We start from the raw sequence: 17,276 nt of genomic DNA, 5'->3' as shown, positions 1-17,276 counted from the left end.
CTGGCATGTTGAATTTTTGCCATGGCCTTGTCAATGCGCGCAGGTGCGGATTTCGCACGGCGGAGAAATGGCGATTTGTGAGCTAATGGGAATTTGTATTAATTGCGAATAGTTTTGTATAGCATTCGCGGGCGTTTTTTGGCGGTTTCACCGCTTGTATTGGCCTATTCGTAAAGGTTTTCCTCTCCATGCGTCGAACCCTGCTTTCCATTTGTGTGCTGCAAGCGTTGTCGTCTACTTCATGGGCTGAACAAGCGCAGGTAAAACCTTCAAGCCTTGAGTTGGACACGGCCGATGTCATCGGCACCGCGACTTATGAACGGGCGGACGGCCCGGTGCAGGGTTACCGCGCGACGCGCTCGGCCAGCGCCACGCGTACCGATACCTCGATCCATGAAACCCCGCAGTCGATCAGCGTGGTCGCGAAGGATGCGGTCGAGGATCTCGGAGCCACTCGTTTGCAGGACGCGCTGGACTACGCCGGGGGCGTGGGGCGGGCGAACAACTTTGGCGGGCAGGGGCTGACCACCTTTACCGTTCGTGGCTTCACCACGGGCGAGTTTTACCGCAACGGTTTTCCGATCAACCGCGGCTATCCGAACATGCCGGATGCCAACACCATTGAGCGCCTTGAAGTGCTGCGCGGCCCGGCAACCATGCTTTACGGTCGGGGTGATCCTGGCGGTACTTTCAACGTGGTTTCCAAACAGCCGTTGCCCGAGCGCACGGTCACCCTGGGCAGTCAATTCAACGACCAGGGCATGAAGCGCGGCACGCTGGATGCTTCCGGGCCGCTCGACGAAGAAGGGCGCCTGGCCTATCGACTGAACGTGGTGGGCGAGGGCGGCGACACCTTCCGCGATCATGTCGACACCGAGCGCTACGGCATTGCGCCGGTGCTCACCTGGCAGGTCAGCGATGCGACCCGGCTGATGTTCGAAGGTGATTTCATGCGTAACAACGCGCCTCTGGATCGAGGCATGACCCGTTACGCGAAGCAGGTTGGCAGCGCATCTCGCGACAGTTTTTTCGGTGAAAAAGACGTGGGCAAGTTGCACAACGACAACAACATGGCGCAACTGCGTTTCGACCACCTGCTCAACGACGACTGGACCCTGGGCGGTGGCGTGCAGTGGCTTGATGGTTCGCTCAAGGGCAACGCGGTCGAGGCCAACGGTATTGCCGCCGACGGCCGCACCTTGGGGCGCAATTTCAACTATCGCAAGCTGGAGTGGACCGACCAGGATGTTCAGCTCAACCTGACCGGTCGTTTCGATACCGCCGGTGTGCAGCACACGTTGCTGACCGGCATCGAGTACGAAGACTACGACTACCAGTCGATCATTCAACGCTCCAGCGGCGCTGCGGGTGCGTACCCCATCGACCTCTTCGATCCGGTGTACGGCCAGCCGCGTCCGGCCCTGACCCGCACGCCGACTCATGACCAGGAAAACCTCAAGACTTATGCCGCGTTCGTGCAAGACCAAGTGGCACTGACCGACAAACTGAAAGTGCTGGCGGGGGCGCGTTTCGAACGCTTCGAACATGACTACGAAACCTATGTACCCGGCGGCAGGAGTTGGCAGGCCAGTGACAATGCCGTCACACCGCGCATGGGGGTGAGCTACGACTTGACCGAAACCTTTGCGATCTACGCCGATACCGCTCGCTCGTTCAAGCCCAACACCGGCGCCAGCCGCCTCGGTGGCGGATTTGCGCCGGAGAAGGGCAAGTCTTATGAAATGGGTATCAAGTGGGAAGCACTGGACCAGCAGTTGAGTGTCGACGCGGCGATCTATCAGATCGAAAAGCGCAACGTCTTGACCACCGACCCTGTTGATTCGACCTTCAGCGTTGCGGCCGGTGAAGTGCGAAGTCGTGGTTTCGATGTCAACGTTGCCGGCAACCTCAGTCCCGAATGGCGCGTGATCGGCGGCTACGCCTATGTCGATGCCGAAGTCACCAAGGACAACGTGCTGCGCTCTGGCACGCGGCTGTTGAACATCCCGAAAAACAGCTTCAGCCTGCTGAACATGTACGAGTTCCAGGACGGCATCCTCAAGGGCCTGGGCCTGGGTGGCGGACTCAAGTACGTCGACGAGCGCGCCGGGCAAACCGCCAACACCGGGTTTTCGATGGGCAGCTACACCGTTGTCGACTTGCTCAGTTTCTACAAGGTCAATGACAAGGTGCGGCTCAATCTTGACCTGAAAAACCTGTTTGATCGTGAATATGAAGAGGGCGCGTTCGGCAACGTTTACGCCTACCCAGGGGCGCCGCGGACGCTGCAATTGGGCATTGCCTACACCTTGTAGCGAGTTTGTTTTGCCGGCGGGGGCCGAGCTTGGCCTGATGTTACGGCGACCTGCACAGCCACCTCGAAAAAACCAGGGATAGGACGCTGACCCGGCGCCCGCGCGCTGACGGCGCGTGGGCCTGGCAGTCGAACACCGAGGCACCGGGCAGGCGCTGGCAGATACCCGAGCAATACATAGCGGCACCGCTTGGCATGGGCTTGTCAGCGAGACTTGCGGGGTTGCTCGCGGACTCTGACGCCGCCGCAGCCAAAGGTGATCTGCTGGATGATTCGCGCCAACTGAGTCGGTTGCCGGGGCGTCCGACGGCGCCGATTGCTCAATCCGTCGGCGCGGCGCTCAGGCACCCATTTCGCCTTGGCCCGCCACAGCGTTGCTTGATGCGCTCAAGCCGCTTCGATCAAAGACTGTCCGGATCGCCAAAGAACATCTGAATCCGCGAACGCAACCAGCGTTCTCCCGGATCGTTATCTTGTGAGCCGCGCCAGGCCATGTGCAGTTCGAAACTGCGCACCGGCAGGGGCGGATCTTCAGCACGTACTCCGCCGGCGGCAGTCAGGGCTTCGGCGGTGTAGTCCGGAACGGTGGCGAGGATGTCGGTGCCGGCCAGCAGGGTGCTCAGGCCGTTGAACTGCGGCACGGCGAGTACCACGTGGCGCTTGCGTCCGAGTTTCTCCAGTTCTTCATCGATAAAGCCGCTCAGGTCCCCGGCGAACGACACCAGGGCGTGGGGGCGGGCGCAGAAATCGTCCAGGCTGAGGGCGCCGGGCACGGTGTCGGCCCGCAGCAGTTTGGGCAGGCTGCGGCGCAAGACCTTGCGCTTGGCGTTGGCCGGCAGGTCGGCGGTGTAGCTGACGCCAATGGAGATTTCGCCGGAGGCCAGCAGCGACGGCATCAGCAGGTAGTTGGCCCGACGCACCACCAGGACGATGCCCGGGGCTTCGGCGCGTAAGCGCTTGAGCAGCATCGGCAGCAGGGCAAATTCCACGTCATCGGAAAGACCGATGCGAAATACGGTGGTGCTGGTGGCGGGATCGAACTCGGCGGCGCGGCTGACGGCGGTGGAAATCGAATCCAGGGCCGGCGAGAGCAGGGCGAAGATTTCCACTGCCCGGGCCGAAGGCTCCATGCTGCGGCCAGTGCGCACGAACAGGGGGTCGTCGAACAGATTGCGCAGGCGCGACAAGGCGGCGCTGATGGCCGGCTGGCCAAGAAACAGCTTCTCGGCGGCACGGGTCACGCTGCGTTCGTGCATCAGGGTTTCGAACACGATCAACAGGTTCAGGTCGACACGACGCAGGTCATTACGATTCATCTGGAGTCCTGGCAGAGTCAGCGAACTTGACGGAAGCGACCCTCGGGGTAAAAAGGTCGGCGTGAATCTTACGGGTAAAGGCTGGTACTCTGCACCGGCTAAATGTTGTTTGTTTGTAGTCAGGCCGCGCACGGGAAGCGCTGTCCGCCCCGATTATCAAGGGCACGGAATCAATGACAGACATGTCGACTATTAATAGGCACTGATAGTCTTGCTTTCAAAGCCCGGATAAAGTTCGCGGCATTAGAGGTTAATTTGACGAGGTTTGCGATGTCCCGCACGATTCGTTTTCACAAGTTTGGACCGGCCGAGGTGCTCAAATGCGAAGAGCATGCGGCCTCGTTGCCTGCGCCAGGCGAAGTGCAGGTACGAGTCGAAGCCATTGGTATCAGTTGGTACGACGTGCTCTGGCGGCAGAACCTGGCGTCGTCCCATGCCCGCCTGCCATCGGGCCTGGGGCATGAAATGGCCGGCGTGGTCACCGCAGTGGGCGAGGGCGTCGACGACCTCGCGGTCGGTGACAAGGTCGCCAGCTTTCCTGCCGAAAGTCCCAATGATTATCCGGTCTACGGCGAGCTGATCGTCCTGCCGCGCTCGGCCCTGACCCGCTACCCGGATGTGCTGAGCCCCATCGAGGCGGCCGTGCATTACACGCCGCTGTTGATCGCCTATTTCGCCTACGTTGATCTAGCGCGGGTCAAGCCCGGGCAGTTCGCCCTGGTGACCGACGCCAGTCACTGCGCCGGTCCGTCCTTCGTGCAGTTGGGCAAGGCCTTGGGTGTGCGGGTGATTGCCGCCACCAAGACCGCAGAAGAGCGTGAGTACCTGTTGTCCCTGGGAGCCGAGAAAGTCATAGTCACCGAGGAGCAGGACCTGCTAATGCAGATCAACAAGCTCACCGACAACCGTGGGGTCGACGTGGTATTCGATGGTCTGGGCGGTCCACAGATGTCGATGCTTGGTGACGTCCTGGCACCCCGAGGCAGCCTGGTGCTGTACGGCTTGCAAGGCGGCAACCAGACGCCGTTCCCGGCCTGTGCGGCGTTCCAGAAGAACATTCAGTTCTTCGTCCACTGCATCGGCAACTTCACCGGCAAGCCGGAGCTGGGGATCATTCAGGACCAGGTGGCGTTGCAGCGTGCGCTGCGCGACATCAACCAGCTGACCGCGGACCGGGTGCTGTTGCCCTTGAAGACCCGGGTCTTTCCTTTCAGCGAGTTTGTCGAAGCGCACCGTTACATGGACGAGTGTCCATGCCGCGAACGGGTGGCGCTCCAGGTCGAACCGGCCTGATGACTCCAACGCCAGGCCTAGCCTGGCGTTTTTGTTTCTGCGCCCTGGGCTCGCGGCCGGTTGGCGAAGACCCTCTGGAAAACTGCACGGGGCTCACGGCCCCTTTTGCCGGCCAGTCGACGACTACAGAAAAGCGCGGCGCTGCGGGATAGATTCCGTCGCGCTGCGGTCAAACTGCCAGTAAACTGCGCTCCATTCCCGAACCATCCTTTTCCAGAGGTTTTGCATGACTCTCAGTCCTTTTGCGGGTAAACCGGCACCGGTTGAATTGCTGGTCGACATCCCGCGACTGGTTACGTCGTATTACACCGGTCAACCCGATGCCTCGGTGCCTACCCAGCGCGTGGCTTTCGGCACCTCCGGGCATCGCGGCAGTTCGTTCGATCTGAGTTTCAATGAATGGCACGTCCTGGCCATCAGTCAGGCCATTTGCCTGTACCGTGAATCCCAGGGCATCAATGGCCCGTTGTTCGTGGGCATCGACACCCACGCCCTGTCGACCCCGGCCGGGGCCAGCGCTCTGGAAGTCCTGGCGGCCAACGGCGTGACCGTGATGATCGCTGCCGGTGACGAGTACACCCCGACCCCGGCGGTGTCCCATGCCATTCTCTGCTACAACCGCGGCCGGACCTCGGGCCTGGCGGACGGGATCGTCATCACGCCTTCCCACAACCCGCCACAAAGCGGTGGCTACAAGTACAACCCCACCAATGGCGGCCCGGCCGACACCCATATCACCAAGTGGATCGAGGCCAAGGCCAACGAACTGCTGGCGGCCAAGCTCGCCGGAGTCAAGCGCATCAGCTACGAGCAAGCGCTGAAGGCTGATACCACACATCGCCATGACTACCTCAATACCTACGTCGCCGACCTGATCAACGTCATCGACCTCGACGCCATCCGCAACGCCAAGCTGCGCCTGGGCGTGGATCCGCTGGGTGGAGCAGGGGTGCGCTACTGGTCGGCCATCGCCGAGCACTACCGTCTTGATCTGGACGTGGTGAACCAGCAAGTGGATGCCACCTTCCGCTTCATGTCGGTGGACTGGGACGGACAGATCCGCATGGACCCATCCTCCAGCTACGCCATGCAAGGATTGATCGGCCTGAAAGAGCGCTTCGACGTGGCTTTTGCCTGTGACCCCGATCACGACCGCCACGGCATCGTCACCCCTAGCGGCGGCCTGCTGGCACCGAACAACTACCTGGCGGTGTCCATCGATTACCTGTTCCAGAACCGTCCGCAATGGCGCGCCGACGCCGCCGTGGGCAAGACCGTGGTCAGCAGTGGCCTGATCGATCGGGTGGCGGCGCGTCTGGGCCGTCGCCTGTACGAAGTGCCCGTGGGCTTCAAGTGGTTTGCCGACGGCCTGTTCGACGGCTCCCTGGGCTTTGGTGGGGAAGAAAGTGCCGGTGCCTCGTTCCTGCGCAAGGACGGTGGTGTCTGGTGCACCGACAAGGACGGCCTGATCCCGTCGCTGCTGGCCGCTGAAATGACCGCTCGTACCGGCCGTGATCCGAGCCAGGCCTACCGCGCCCTGTGCGACGAGCTGGGCGAACCTTTCTCGGTACGGGTCGATGCCAAGGCCAACCCGCAGCAAAAAGCCTTGCTCAGCAAGCTTTCGCCGCAACAGGTGACCTCGACCCAGCTGGCCGGCGAACCGATCCAGCAGATCCTCAGTCAGGCCCCGGGCAACGATCAGGCCATTGGTGGCCTGAAAGTCATGACCGAGAACGGCTGGTTTGCCGCACGGCCATCGGGCACCGAGGACATCTACAAGATCTACGCCGAGAGCTTCATCGGTGACGATCACCTCAAGCAGCTGGTGCAGGAAGCCCAGGCCCTGGTGGACGCCGCCATCAGCGGCAACTGATTCACCCCAAAGCCGGCTCGCCGGCCAATAAAAAAGGGGCGACCTTCACGGCCGCCCCTTTTTTTACCACAGCGCTTTTATTGGCCGCAGCGCTTCACGCCAGATCCACCAGCACGATCTCACTGTCCTGCAGCGCGCTCACTCGCAGCACTCGTTCGTCCTCGACCGCAACCCCATCTCGAGCTTCGGCGCGCAAGCCGTTGATCTCGATCGTTCCGGTAGCCGGCACCAGATAAGCCCGGCGTCCAGCGTCCAGATGGTACTCGGCGGTTTCCCCAGCCTTCAGGTTGGCCGCCACCAGCCGTGCGTCGGCTCGAATGCGCAAGCTTTCCTCGTCGCCGTCCTTGCCGCTGGCCAGGGTCACAAAACCCTCGCGCAGCCCCTTGGGAAAAGGCTTGGCGCCCCAGGACGGCGCAGAACCGGCCTGGTTGGGAACGATCCAGATCTGGAAGATCTTGGTCGGCGTGGCTTCCAGGTTGTATTCGCTGTGGGCGATCCCGGTCCCGGCGCTCATGACCTGCACATCGCCGGCCTCGGTGCGGCCCTTGTTGCCCAAGTTGTCCTGATGGCTGATGGCGCCTTCGCGGACGTAGGTAATGATTTCCATGTCCCGGTGCGGGTGCTGGGGAAAACCGGTGCCGGGAGCGATCACGTCATCGTTCCAGACCCGCAGGTTGCCCCAGTGCATGCGCTTGGGGTCGTAGTACTCGGCGAAGGAAAAGTGGTGATGAGCATCCAGCCAGCCGTGGTGTGCGCCGCCTAGGGAGCTGAAGGGTCTGAGTTCAAGCATGATCGTCTCCTCATTAGGCTTCGCCATGGCGCCTTGTACCCGGGCCAAAAACGATAACCGTTGGTTGATGGCGTGCATCTTCTATCAGTCATAGATCGATAAAAAGCGCAAAAAATGCCGTAATCCAATCGTAAAATTAGATGATTATTTTGTCGGAATCTTGGTGTTAAACCTTCGGTTCATCGCTTAAGTTAATGACCTGCAAGCAATTCGCTGGATACCAGGAATAAATCCGGCGACCATTACCGCTCAGTCTCACCCCCTTGGAGTCCGCGTGTCGCAACACAATCCCGATCTGCCCCCCGAGCTTTTGCCCCTGGCCCAGATGCCCCTGTTGAAGCGCCTGGCTGCGCGCTTCTTCGGTCATGGCCTGAACCGCCTGCGGGCCCAGCATCGGGCCTCCTGGCTGCACGGTCAGGCCGACGGCTTTCGCAGCGGTCACACGGCGGGAGTGGAGTACGGCTACAAGGAGGGCCGGCTTGAGGGGCTGGAAGAAGGCCGTCAGGTGTTGTTGATCCGCGACAGCCGCAACACCGAGCACCGGCCGCCAGGGGTGGATGACCGGTTGTTCGACGACTGGCGCCTGCCGCTGAGTGCCGAGCTGAAGAAGCGCTTCAAGGCCGATGTCGCCCGCTTGCTGCCGGCCCGGGCCCAGCCCAGTGCCGCCCAGTGGAAGATGATCTTCAGCGACACACCGGCCACAGCGGTGATTGCCGGGGCCGGGGCCGGCAAGTCGACGTCGCTGGTGCTGCGTCTGTTGCTGCTCAGCCACTACCTGGGATTCGAGCTGGATTCGATGACCGTGGTGACCTTCACCCGGGAGTCGCGCAAGGACTTCATCGGCAAGCTGGTGGAAGTCTTCGCCCTGTGGGGACGGGTACTGGCTCCCCGCGAAGCCCGGGACCTGGTGCGCACCTTCCATTCGCGGATCCTGCCCATGGTGCGCAGCCTGCCGGGGCTGGAGCGCTTGCAGGCCTTCGAGAACCTCAGCGAGCGCCAGCCAGGTGCCGAGGACGAGGTGGACAGCAATCCCTTCGATCTGCGCATCAACGATGCCCAGCGCCAGCACCTCAATGCCTGCTATCAGGCGCTGTATCGCAGTGACGAGCGCTTCCGCCGGGCTTTGCAACCCTTGGCGCGCCACGCTCTGCAACTCAGGGAGCTGGAGCGCGATCACCCCGATGTGCAAAAGCGCGTGGCGGTCACCGAGTTGGCGGCCAAGCGTGACGAAGAGCTGTGCGACACCGTGGAAGACCTATGGCTGCGTGCCGGTGCCTGGCCGATTCAGGGGATCGAGCCTCGGCGCCAGAGTTTCTTGATCAACGGTTCGACCTTCTATTGCCATGGTTATGCCGCCGAGCTGGATGCCTGGGTCGTGCTCGGCTTCGATCCTCGGGAGAGCCCGCAGATCACCCGGCCCGGGGCCAAGCTGACGGTGCGCGCCGAGTGCGCTGTAAAGCGCACCCTGTTTCAAGCTTTCTGCCGTAAGCCTTTGATTTGGCTTGATAGTTATGAAGGAGCAAAGCGCGTCTCAGGGGCCTTTTCTGCCCAGGTCAGTGCGGGGCCGGGTTTCGATTATCGGGTCAAGGGCGAGCTGGCCTCGGCCCCCTTGCTGGACTGCTTTGTGGCGGCGGCCGGCTTTATCGAGAACCTGGGACTGGAGGTCGGGGACGCCGTAGCCGGCATGAGCTTTGCCCAGGACGACCCGGATCGTTTTTTCTTCGAGGCCTTGAGCCTGTTCTGGCGGGCCCTGGAGGACCACCTGCTAGACCAGTCGCCGCCCATCATGAGCTACAACCGGATGTTCGCCCTGTTCAGCGAGCGCTCGCCGGAAAACTTCAAGCTGCTCAGCGATGCCTGCCTGCGGCCGATGTCGCACCTGATGATCGACGAATTTCAGGATGTGTCGCCGCAGATCGTCTCCTGGATCAAGGCCAGCCTTGGCGAGATCCGCCGCCGTGGCGCGGCCTTGAACCTGGGGCGCGGGGCCCAGCATTCATCCTTGCTCTGTGTCGGTGACGACTGGCAGTCGATCTACGGCTGGCGCGGCAGCTCGCCGAAGTACTTCATCGAATTCAACAAGGAGTTCCCGTCGCCGGGCACCACGCGGGTGATGCTCAGCGAGAACTACCGCAGTCACCAGCACGTGATCGACGCTGCCGAGCACATTGTCCGCGCTGCCCCGGCCATTGCCGGCAAGAAGGCCAAGGCTGTTGGCCAGGACAGGGAGCTGTGGCCGGTGCAGGTGCTGGATCGGGACGACCAGGACTTGGCTCGGCGCCTGGCAGAGCATTACCGTCAGGGTGACTCAATCTTGATTCTGTTTCGAAAAACAAGCGATAAGTTGTTGATTGAACAGCATATTTCTCAAATAGTTAATGTTGATTCTAGCTTGCCGCCGGCGGCCCGCCGGCTCAAGCAACTGACCTATCACAGCGCCAAAGGCCTGCAGGCGGATGCCGTGTTCCTGCTGGGCGATTGCCAGCACCTGAGCAGTTCACCCTACAAGAACCAGGTCTATCGGCAGGCCGGGCTGGGCAAGGATGGCGACGCCGAGCCTTACGACAATGCGCAGAAGGACGAGATCCTGCGCCTGGCCTACGTGGGCATCACCCGCGCGGTCAAGCATTGCTACTGGTACGTCGATCCCCAGGAGTCGACGGCGGGCAATGCGCCCAAGGCTTCGGACCGGGTGCCGGGCGACAAGCCATATTTTTCCGACCTGCGGCAGCGAGCATGAAAAAGCCCGCCGGTCAGGCGGGCTTCAGTCGAGGCGGCCGCGTATCAGGCCTTGAGTGCCAGAGAGGGGGCAAAGGCCTCCAGTTCGTCCTCTACGGCCTCGATTATTCGTTCGACATCCGCTGCGCTCATCACCGTGGCACAGGGAATGCCGGCGATGGCAATCATGGTTTCGCCGCTGGCACGGTCGAACAGCCGGGCGATCATGCTGCCGGGTGCATCCATGCTGGCTTCGAAGCCCAGGGGATGGAAATGCCAGCGCATCAGCTGGCAGGCGTTGGGAAAGGTGACTTTACTGGCCCAGACTCTGTTCATCGGTGGCCCACCCTGATTCATTGAGCGCTTCCTTGTGCTCGCGGTAGGGACGAGCGGATCGTCATTGATCTGCTCGCTTGAGGCTATAAAAGTAGCACCGGCTGATGACAGCTCGGCGTTTTTTTGCCCACCGTCCGGCAGTTGTCTGTCGGATTCATGATGCAGGTCATGTCTTGGCGGGCAGTGCCATCGTCGTGCCACGATCCGCATCGCGCGGGTGGTCGTTGAAGCCGCTGCGCAAGTTCGGCAAGCTGCGCCTTTTCCTGTTCGAGAAACCTATGTCTGTCCCTGATGACGGGCCGCTGCTGACCCAGGCCACCGGTGAAACCGTGATGCGTTATCACCTGTGCTGGAAGCACCGCGACCTTGATGGCGTGATGGCGCTGTATCACCCCGAGATTCAGTACAACGACTTTTTCCAGAATCGCACCCTGGGCCTCGACGAGCTGCGCGAGTATGTGCAGGCCAGCATGCCCCGGGCCCCGGACGAGGCCCTGGAGCATTGCGACCGGATTCGCCTGGATGGCGACACGGCCTTCATCCAGTACCAGGTGACCTTGCGTGGCGGCCAGGGGCTGGTGTCGTTCCGCTCCAGCGAAGCCATCACCGTGCGTGACGGGCTGATCTGGCGGGTCAATGAGTACGCCTCCCTGGTGCATGCGCCCGGGGCGGGCAAGGCTTCCGGCAGCCAGCGCCCGGCCGTCAGCCGCCTGGGCCTGTCGCCGCGCCAGTTGGGGTTCATGGCCGAGGACCTGCAGCAGTATTTTCAGCGTCAGCAGCCGTACCTCGACCCGGAACTGGACCTGCAGCGGGTGGCCCGCGAATGCGGCTATAGCCGCAATCAGATTTCCTATCTGCTCAATCAGGTGCTGGGGCAGAGTTTCTACCGCTATGTCAATCAGGCGCGCCTGCAGCATGTGCTGAGCGCCCTCGACCAGGCGACACCGCCGCTGCGGGTCGACGAGTTGGCCTTTGCTGCCGGGTTCAATTCACTCTCGGCGTTCTACAGCTGTTTCCGCCAGCACACCGGGCAGTCGCCCAAGGCCTACGTCAGGCAAATTTCTTTGCGTGCCCGCGCGCAAGACAACCCCTGAATACAGGCACTAGGATCGCCGCATTCGAAATTCGGGTTGCGGAGTGCTTGCATGCCAGCGTGGCGCAGTATCAGTTTGTGGATGGACCAGCTCGACGAGCCGCTGTTGCCGCGGCCGGCGCTCGAGCAGGACCTGGACCTGGACGTGGCGATCATCGGTGCCGGTTACACCGGCCTGTGGACCGCCTACTACCTCAAGCGCCAGGCACCGCAGCTCAAGATCGCAGTGATCGAGGCCCAGACCGCGGGTTTTGGCGCCTCGGGCCGCAATGGCGGCTGGCTGATGGGCAATCTGCTGGGGGAGGACCGGTTGCTGGCCGGGCTGTCGCCGCAGCAGCGCCGGGCTTCCTACAAGCTGCTGCATGGCATTCCCGATGAAGTGGCCAGCGTCCTCCAGCGCGAAGGCATCGATTGTGACTATCGCAAGGGCGGAGTGCTGTACTGCGCGGCCCGCTATCCCGAGCAGGAAACCAGCCTGCGCCAGTACCTGGACAAGCTCTACGCCCAGGGCCTGGAGCCGGACGACTACCACTGGCTGGACCCGCAACAACTGGCCCAGCAGATCCGCGTGGCCAAGCCCTATGGCGGCATCTACGCCAAGCATTGCGCGACCATCCAGCCGGCCAGGCTGGTGCGAGGCCTGGCCCGGGCGGTGGAACGCCTGGGGGTGAGCATCTACGAGAACAGTCCGGTGAGCCACTGGCAGTCCGGCAGCCTCAAGACCGCCAGGGCCGCCGTGCGCAGTCACTGGATAGTGCCGGCGGTGGAGGGTTATTCGGTGACCCTGCCACCCCTGGGCCGGTATCAACTGCCGGTGCAAAGCCTGCTGGTGGCCACCGAGCCGCTGGCGGAGTCGGTCTGGGACGAGATCGGCCTGAGCCAGGGCCAGGCCTTCAGCGAGAGCAGTCGCCAGGTCACCTACGGCCAGCGGTCCCGGGACAATCGCCTGGTGTTCGGCGCCCGTGGTGGCTATCAGTTCGCCGGCAAGCTGCGCCATGACTTCGACCTGACCCGGGACGAAGTGGAGCTGCGCCGCTACCTGTTCGGTGAACTGTTCCCGCAACTCAAGAACGTGCGCATCACTCATTCCTGGGGCGGCAACCTGGGCATGTCCCGGCACTTCAAGCCGCACATGCTGTGCGACCGGCACAAGGGCATCGCGCTGTCCGGCGGCTACGGCGGAGAGGGGGTCGGTGCCAGCAACCTGGGGGGGCGGACCCTGGCCGACCTGATTCTCGAGCGCGACAGCGCGCTGGTCCGCCAACCCTGGGTGCTGCCGCAAAGCCGCCTGGAAGCCCTGCGTGCCTGGGAGCCGGAGCCCTGTCGATGGCTGGGTTACAACGCAATTATTCGCAGCTTCGTCCATGAAGACCAGACCCTGGCCAACCCCGCGTCGGCCCCGTGGCGGCGGCGCATGGCCAGCCGGGTCGCCGGGTTCATGGAAGGCTTGATGCACTGAATCGGTTTTTTGTAGCGAACAATGTCCGTTTGAATGTCCAGTGAAAGGTAGAGCCCATGAGCATCACGCAATTCAAGAACACCGCCAGTGTCACCCTGGACCCCTCGACGCCGGTCGCCGTGCCCCTGGGCACCCCGGTGGCGATGACCTCAGTGACCGCCGTCGAGCGCGACGACGGGGTCGAGACCGGGATCTGGGAGTGCACTCCGGGGCGCTGGCGGCGACAGATCGTCGCCCAGGAGTTCTGTCACTTCATCCAGGGGCGTTGCACCTTCACCCCCGACGATGGCGAGCCACTGCACATAGAAGCCGGCGATGCACTGATGTTGCCGGCCAACAGCACCGGGATCTGGGACATCCAGGAAACGGTGCGCAAGACCTACGTCCTGATTTACTGATCCCCTTGATTGCCTGCCAATAACAAAACCAGCCACAGGTAACGATCCATGATCCGCAAGAACTCCGCTTTGCTGTTATTCAATGCACTGTTGTTCGGCGCCTCCCTGGCCCAGGCCGCCGAGACGGTGAAGATCTACAACTGGTCGGACTACATCGCCCCCGACACCACCAAGCAGTTCCAGAAGGAAACCGTGACAGGTTTCACCTATGACGTCTACGACAGCAACGAGACCCTGGACGGCAAGCTGATGACCGGTAAATCCGGTTACGACGTGGTGTTCCCCTCCAACCATTTCATGGCGCGGCAGATCCAGGGCGGGGCGTTGAAGAAGCTCGACAAGAGCCAGTTGCCCAACTGGAAAAACCTTAACCCGGCGCTGCTCAAAGCGCTGGAGGTCAATGACCCGGGCAACCAGCACGGTTTTCCGTACCTGTGGGGCAGCACCGGGATTGGCTACAACGTGGCCAAGATCAAGGAAGTGCTGGGGGATGACGCACCGCTGGACTCCTGGGACCTGATCTTCAAGCCCGAGTACATGCAGAAGCTGCAGAAGTGCGGCGTGGCGATTCTCGACAACGGCCCCGAACTGATTCCCACAGCCTTGAATTACCTGGGGCTGCCACACCACAGCAAGAACCCGGCGGACTACAAGAAAGCCGAGGCGCTGCTGATGACGGTCCGGCCTTATGTCAGCTACTTCCATTCGTCGAAGTACACCAGCGACCTGGCCAACGGCAATATTTGCGTGGCGGTGGGGTTCTCCGGGGACATCCTGCAAGCGGAAAGCCGGGCCAGGGAAGCGAAGAACGGGGTGGAGATCGGCTATTCGATTCCCAAGGAAGGCTCGCCGATCTGGTTCGACATGGTGGCCATGCCTGTGGACGCACCGGATGAGAAGGCCGGGTATGCCTTTATGAACTACCTGCTGCGCCCGGACGTAATGGCCAACATCAGCAACTACGTGCATTACGCCAATGGCAACCAGCAAGCCGATGCTCTGGTCGATCCAGCGATCAAGAACGACACCAAGGTTTACCCGAGCCCGGCCATGATGGGCACATTGTTCGCCCTGCAAGCCATGCCGCTGGACATCGACCGTATCCGCACCCGCTTGTGGAACAAGATCCGCAGCGGCAACTGATCCCCATACCCACAAGCTGCGTAGGAGCCGGCTTGCCGGCGAAGAGGCCTCAGAGACAAGCACCGCCCTTGAGGGCGCCTTCGCTGGCAAGCCAGCTCCTACGAGAACGGGATGTATCAACGAATCAGCCCCGCCGATTTTTGTAGGAGCCGGCTTGCCGGCGAAGAGGCCTTAGAGACAAGCACCGCCCTTGAGGACGCCTTCGCTGGCAAGCCAGCTCCTACGAGAACGGGATGTATCAACGAATCAGCCCCGCCGATTTTTGTAGGAGCCGGCTTGCCGGCGAAGAGGCCTCAGAGACAAGCACTGCCCTTGAGGGCGCCTTCGCTGGCAGGGCTACGCCTACAATTGGCTGTTTTCCGGGAGCAGGGCGCCGCCGTCCACTATCAGGGTCTGGCCGGTGATGTAGCCGGCCTGTGGCGAGGCCAGGAACAACATGGCGTAGGCAATGTCCTCAGGCGTTCCCAGGCGCCCTAGGGGAATGCCCTTGGCCAGGGTCGCGGCGTCGCCGAGGTTGTCCATGGCTTGGGTGGCGATAAGCCCCGGCTCAACGCCGTTGACGGTGATTCCATACTCCGCCAGTTCCAGTGCCGCTGCGCGAATGAAGCCATTGACCCCCGCCTTGGACGCCGCGTAGTGGGCCAGTCCGGGAATTGCCGTGCGTGGGCCGGTCACCGATGAGGTGACGACGATCCGCGGTGCTCGGGCCCGGCGTAGCGCCGGCAAGGCTGCCTGGGTCAGCCAGAAGCAGCTTTTCAGGTTCACCGCCAAGGTGCTGTCGAGGGTCTGCTCCTCAAGCTCGGCCAGCTTCTGCATCGGAAAGATCCCGGCGTTGTGCAGCAGCAGGTCCAGGCCGCCAAAGGCGTCCAAGGTTGCCGCTACCGCCTGTTCGGCGGCTGCCCGGGTGCCGAGGTCCAGGGGCAGCAGCTCCGCTGTTCCGCCAGCCTGACGAATCAGGCGTTGGGTTTCGGCGCCTGACGCAGCGCTGCGGGTGGCCAGCATGACCTTGGCGCCCCCGGCGGCGAACACCTGGGCGATCGCCCGGCCAATACCCTGGCCCGAGCCGGTGACCAGGGCAATGCGTCCGCGCTGTTCCAGGCTCATGACGGCAGGCCTTGCAGGACCTGGCTCAGGCATTGATCCAGCAGCCGATTGTGCAGGTCGACCTGCTCCTCGCTGGCGTCCGGGCAGAGCAGGGCCATGTTGTGGAACGGGGTCAGCAAGACCCCGCGATTGAGCAGGTACAGGTGCAGATAGGCCTCGATCAGCCCGTGCCGGGCGTGGTGGGCTTCGCCGCCGTTGCGCGGGGCCTGCTGCATGAACAGGTACTCGACCCGGGCGCCGATGCGGGTCACGTGCCAGGGCAGGCGATGCTTGCTGATGATGGCTTCGACCCCGGCCCGCAGGCGTTCGGCCAGCCGGAACATGCGCGCGTAGTTCTCCGGGGTCATCACCTCGCTGAAGGTGGCGCGCATGGCGGCCATCTGCAGGGCGTTGCCGGCCAGGGTGCCGCCGAAGCCGAAGTGATTGATGGCCTGACCCGGCTGAAAATGCGGCAGCACCTGCCAGATCCGCTCGGCCATGGCCCGGCTGCTGCCCCACACGGCCGTGGGAATGCCCCCGGCGATGGATTTGCCGAGGACGAAGAAGTCCGGCTCCAACCCCTGTTCGCCGCAATAGCCTCCCGGTCCGCAGGACAGGGTATGGGTTTCGTCGATGATCAGCGGCACGTCGAAGCGCCGGGTCAGTTCCCGCAGGCCCTGATGAAAGCCCGCTGCCGGCGGCACCATGCCGACGTTGGTCATGAAGGGTTCGGTGAGGACCGCGGCCACGTCGCCGTGGGCCAGGGCCGCCTCCAGGGCCGGCAGGTCGTTGAACTCCACCAGCCGGGTGGTGGCCTGGTGCTGCAGGCCGTTGGCGTGCACGCCGTCGCGGGGAATCATCCGACCCTGGGCGTCGAATTCCACCTGGGATTCGTCGACGCTGCCGTGGTAGTTGCAGTTGAACACCAGGACCTTCTGCCGCCCGGTGATCATCCGGCACAGGCGCAGGACAAAGCGGTTGGCGTCGGTGGCCGAGGTGGTGACCTGCCAGTAAGGCAGGCCAAAGCGCCGGCTCAGCTCCTTGCCGACCCACAGGCTGTCGGCAGTGGGCAGCATCAGGGTCGAGCCATGCAGCGCCTGTTCGGCGATGGCTGCGGCCACGGCCGGCTGGGCGTGACCGAACATGGCGCCGGTGTCGCCCAGGGCAAAGTCCACGTATTCATGGCCGTCGCAGTCGGTAAGGGTGGCGCCCCGGGCATCGGCCACCATGATCGGGTAGGCGCCGGGCCATTGCTGCATCCAGTGCAATGGCGCGCCGTACAACCAATGCTGGAGGTTTTGCTGGTAGAAGGCGCCGGAGCGCGGGTGTTGTTCGGCGAACCGTTGCAGTTCGCCCTGGTAGCTGTTGGCGACGCGTTGCAGATCGAGACCCAGAGTCATGAGTGTGTCCTGTGCGATAAGTGGGCGGGCCGTTGCTGGCGGTGGAGTCGGCGCTGGGCC

13 protein-coding genes are annotated in these 17,276 nt (G+C 62.7%); 8 read left to right on the top strand and 5 right to left on the bottom strand.

What is annotated here, in order from left to right; genetic code table 11:
• Positions 1-188 precede the first annotated feature (188 nt).
• Positions 189-2,315, top strand: a complete 2,127-nt coding sequence (locus L1O02_RS16640) for a TonB-dependent siderophore receptor (RefSeq protein ID WP_108543485.1) — start codon at positions 189-191, stop codon at positions 2,313-2,315.
• Positions 2,316-2,715: 400 nt separating this feature from the next.
• Here L1O02_RS16640 and L1O02_RS16635 read toward each other — a convergent pair whose 3' ends face one another.
• Positions 2,716-3,630: a LysR family transcriptional regulator gene (locus L1O02_RS16635; protein WP_060839124.1), complete on the bottom strand. Its 915-nt coding sequence runs from the start codon at positions 3,628-3,630 to the stop codon at positions 2,716-2,718.
• Positions 3,631-3,900: 270 nt separating this feature from the next.
• Between L1O02_RS16635 and L1O02_RS16630 the strand changes: the two genes are divergently transcribed.
• Together L1O02_RS16630 and pgm are read left to right on the top strand one after the other, a co-directional pair.
• Positions 3,901-4,923: a zinc-dependent alcohol dehydrogenase family protein gene (locus L1O02_RS16630; RefSeq protein ID WP_060839125.1), complete on the top strand. Its 1,023-nt coding sequence runs from the start codon at positions 3,901-3,903 to the stop codon at positions 4,921-4,923.
• Between the two features lie 226 nt (positions 4,924-5,149).
• Positions 5,150-6,796 (top strand): phosphoglucomutase (alpha-D-glucose-1,6-bisphosphate-dependent), encoded by a 1,647-nt coding sequence (gene pgm, locus L1O02_RS16625; protein ID WP_108543487.1) that lies wholly within the window; start codon positions 5,150-5,152, stop codon positions 6,794-6,796.
• 94 nt (positions 6,797-6,890) lie between these two features.
• Here pgm and L1O02_RS16620 read toward each other — a convergent pair whose 3' ends face one another.
• On the bottom strand, positions 6,891-7,586 hold the full coding sequence (locus L1O02_RS16620) for a pirin family protein (RefSeq protein ID WP_108543489.1): 696 nt from the start codon (positions 7,584-7,586) through the stop codon (positions 6,891-6,893).
• Positions 7,587-7,860: 274 nt separating this feature from the next.
• On the opposite strand from L1O02_RS16620, the gene L1O02_RS16615 reads away from it, so the two are divergent.
• On the top strand, positions 7,861-10,326 hold the full coding sequence (locus tag L1O02_RS16615; RefSeq protein ID WP_235758312.1) for a UvrD-helicase domain-containing protein: 2,466 nt from the start codon (positions 7,861-7,863) through the stop codon (positions 10,324-10,326).
• 44 nt (positions 10,327-10,370) lie between these two features.
• Here the strand turns inward: L1O02_RS16615 and L1O02_RS16610 are convergent, their stop codons facing one another.
• Positions 10,371-10,640: a DUF1652 domain-containing protein gene (locus L1O02_RS16610; protein ID WP_042941150.1), complete on the bottom strand. Its 270-nt coding sequence runs from the start codon at positions 10,638-10,640 to the stop codon at positions 10,371-10,373.
• A 278-nt stretch (positions 10,641-10,918) separates the two neighbouring features.
• Between L1O02_RS16610 and L1O02_RS16605 the strand changes: the two genes are divergently transcribed.
• From L1O02_RS16605 to L1O02_RS16590, 4 genes are read left to right on the top strand one after another with little or no spacing between them, the layout of a single operon-like run.
• Entirely contained in the window at positions 10,919-11,734 is an 816-nt protein-coding gene (locus L1O02_RS16605; protein ID WP_060845123.1) for a helix-turn-helix domain-containing protein, read from the top strand.
• A gap of 51 nt (positions 11,735-11,785) precedes the next feature.
• On the top strand, positions 11,786-13,192 hold the full coding sequence (locus L1O02_RS16600; RefSeq protein ID WP_060843483.1) for an FAD-dependent oxidoreductase: 1,407 nt from the start codon (positions 11,786-11,788) through the stop codon (positions 13,190-13,192).
• 56 nt (positions 13,193-13,248) lie between these two features.
• Entirely contained in the window at positions 13,249-13,590 is a 342-nt protein-coding gene (locus L1O02_RS16595) for a cupin domain-containing protein (RefSeq protein WP_060839130.1), read from the top strand.
• A 48-nt stretch (positions 13,591-13,638) separates the two neighbouring features.
• Positions 13,639-14,733, top strand: a complete 1,095-nt coding sequence (locus tag L1O02_RS16590) for a polyamine ABC transporter substrate-binding protein (RefSeq protein ID WP_235758310.1) — start codon at positions 13,639-13,641, stop codon at positions 14,731-14,733.
• A gap of 342 nt (positions 14,734-15,075) precedes the next feature.
• Here L1O02_RS16590 and L1O02_RS16585 read toward each other — a convergent pair whose 3' ends face one another.
• Positions 15,076-15,837, bottom strand: a complete 762-nt coding sequence (locus L1O02_RS16585) for an SDR family oxidoreductase (protein ID WP_108543495.1) — start codon at positions 15,835-15,837, stop codon at positions 15,076-15,078.
• Entirely contained in the window at positions 15,834-17,216 is a 1,383-nt protein-coding gene (locus L1O02_RS16580; protein ID WP_060839133.1) for an aspartate aminotransferase family protein, read from the bottom strand. Before L1O02_RS16580 ends, L1O02_RS16585 begins: the two co-directional genes overlap by 4 nt.
• Positions 17,217-17,276: the final 60 nt, after the last annotated feature.

Origin of the sequence: Pseudomonas sp. BC42 (assembly GCF_021560055.1) — a bacterium.
Taxonomy (GTDB): domain Bacteria; phylum Pseudomonadota; class Gammaproteobacteria; order Pseudomonadales; family Pseudomonadaceae; genus Aquipseudomonas.
Note: the sequence above shows the minus strand (reverse complement) of the source record. Positions and strands in the feature narration are given on the sequence as shown.

Excerpts from the sequence above, each read along its gene's own strand:
- L1O02_RS16640 (WP_108543485.1), top strand. The coding sequence starts at position 189 with ATGCGTCGAACCCTGCTTTCCATTTGTGTGCTGCAAGCGTTGTCGTCT.
- L1O02_RS16635 (WP_060839124.1), bottom strand. The coding sequence starts at position 3,630 with ATGAATCGTAATGACCTGCGTCGTGTCGACCTGAACCTGTTGATCGTG.
- L1O02_RS16630 (WP_060839125.1), top strand. The coding sequence starts at position 3,901 with ATGTCCCGCACGATTCGTTTTCACAAGTTTGGACCGGCCGAGGTGCTC.
- pgm (WP_108543487.1), top strand. The coding sequence starts at position 5,150 with ATGACTCTCAGTCCTTTTGCGGGTAAACCGGCACCGGTTGAATTGCTG.
- L1O02_RS16620 (WP_108543489.1), bottom strand. The coding sequence starts at position 7,586 with ATGCTTGAACTCAGACCCTTCAGCTCCCTAGGCGGCGCACACCACGGC.
- L1O02_RS16610 (WP_042941150.1), bottom strand. The coding sequence starts at position 10,640 with ATGAACAGAGTCTGGGCCAGTAAAGTCACCTTTCCCAACGCCTGCCAG.
- L1O02_RS16605 (WP_060845123.1), top strand. The coding sequence starts at position 10,919 with ATGTCTGTCCCTGATGACGGGCCGCTGCTGACCCAGGCCACCGGTGAA.
- L1O02_RS16600 (WP_060843483.1), top strand. The coding sequence starts at position 11,786 with ATGCCAGCGTGGCGCAGTATCAGTTTGTGGATGGACCAGCTCGACGAG.
- L1O02_RS16595 (WP_060839130.1), top strand. The coding sequence starts at position 13,249 with ATGAGCATCACGCAATTCAAGAACACCGCCAGTGTCACCCTGGACCCC.
- L1O02_RS16590 (WP_235758310.1), top strand. The coding sequence starts at position 13,639 with ATGATCCGCAAGAACTCCGCTTTGCTGTTATTCAATGCACTGTTGTTC.
- L1O02_RS16585 (WP_108543495.1), bottom strand. The coding sequence starts at position 15,837 with ATGAGCCTGGAACAGCGCGGACGCATTGCCCTGGTCACCGGCTCGGGC.
- L1O02_RS16580 (WP_060839133.1), bottom strand. The coding sequence starts at position 17,216 with ATGACTCTGGGTCTCGATCTGCAACGCGTCGCCAACAGCTACCAGGGC.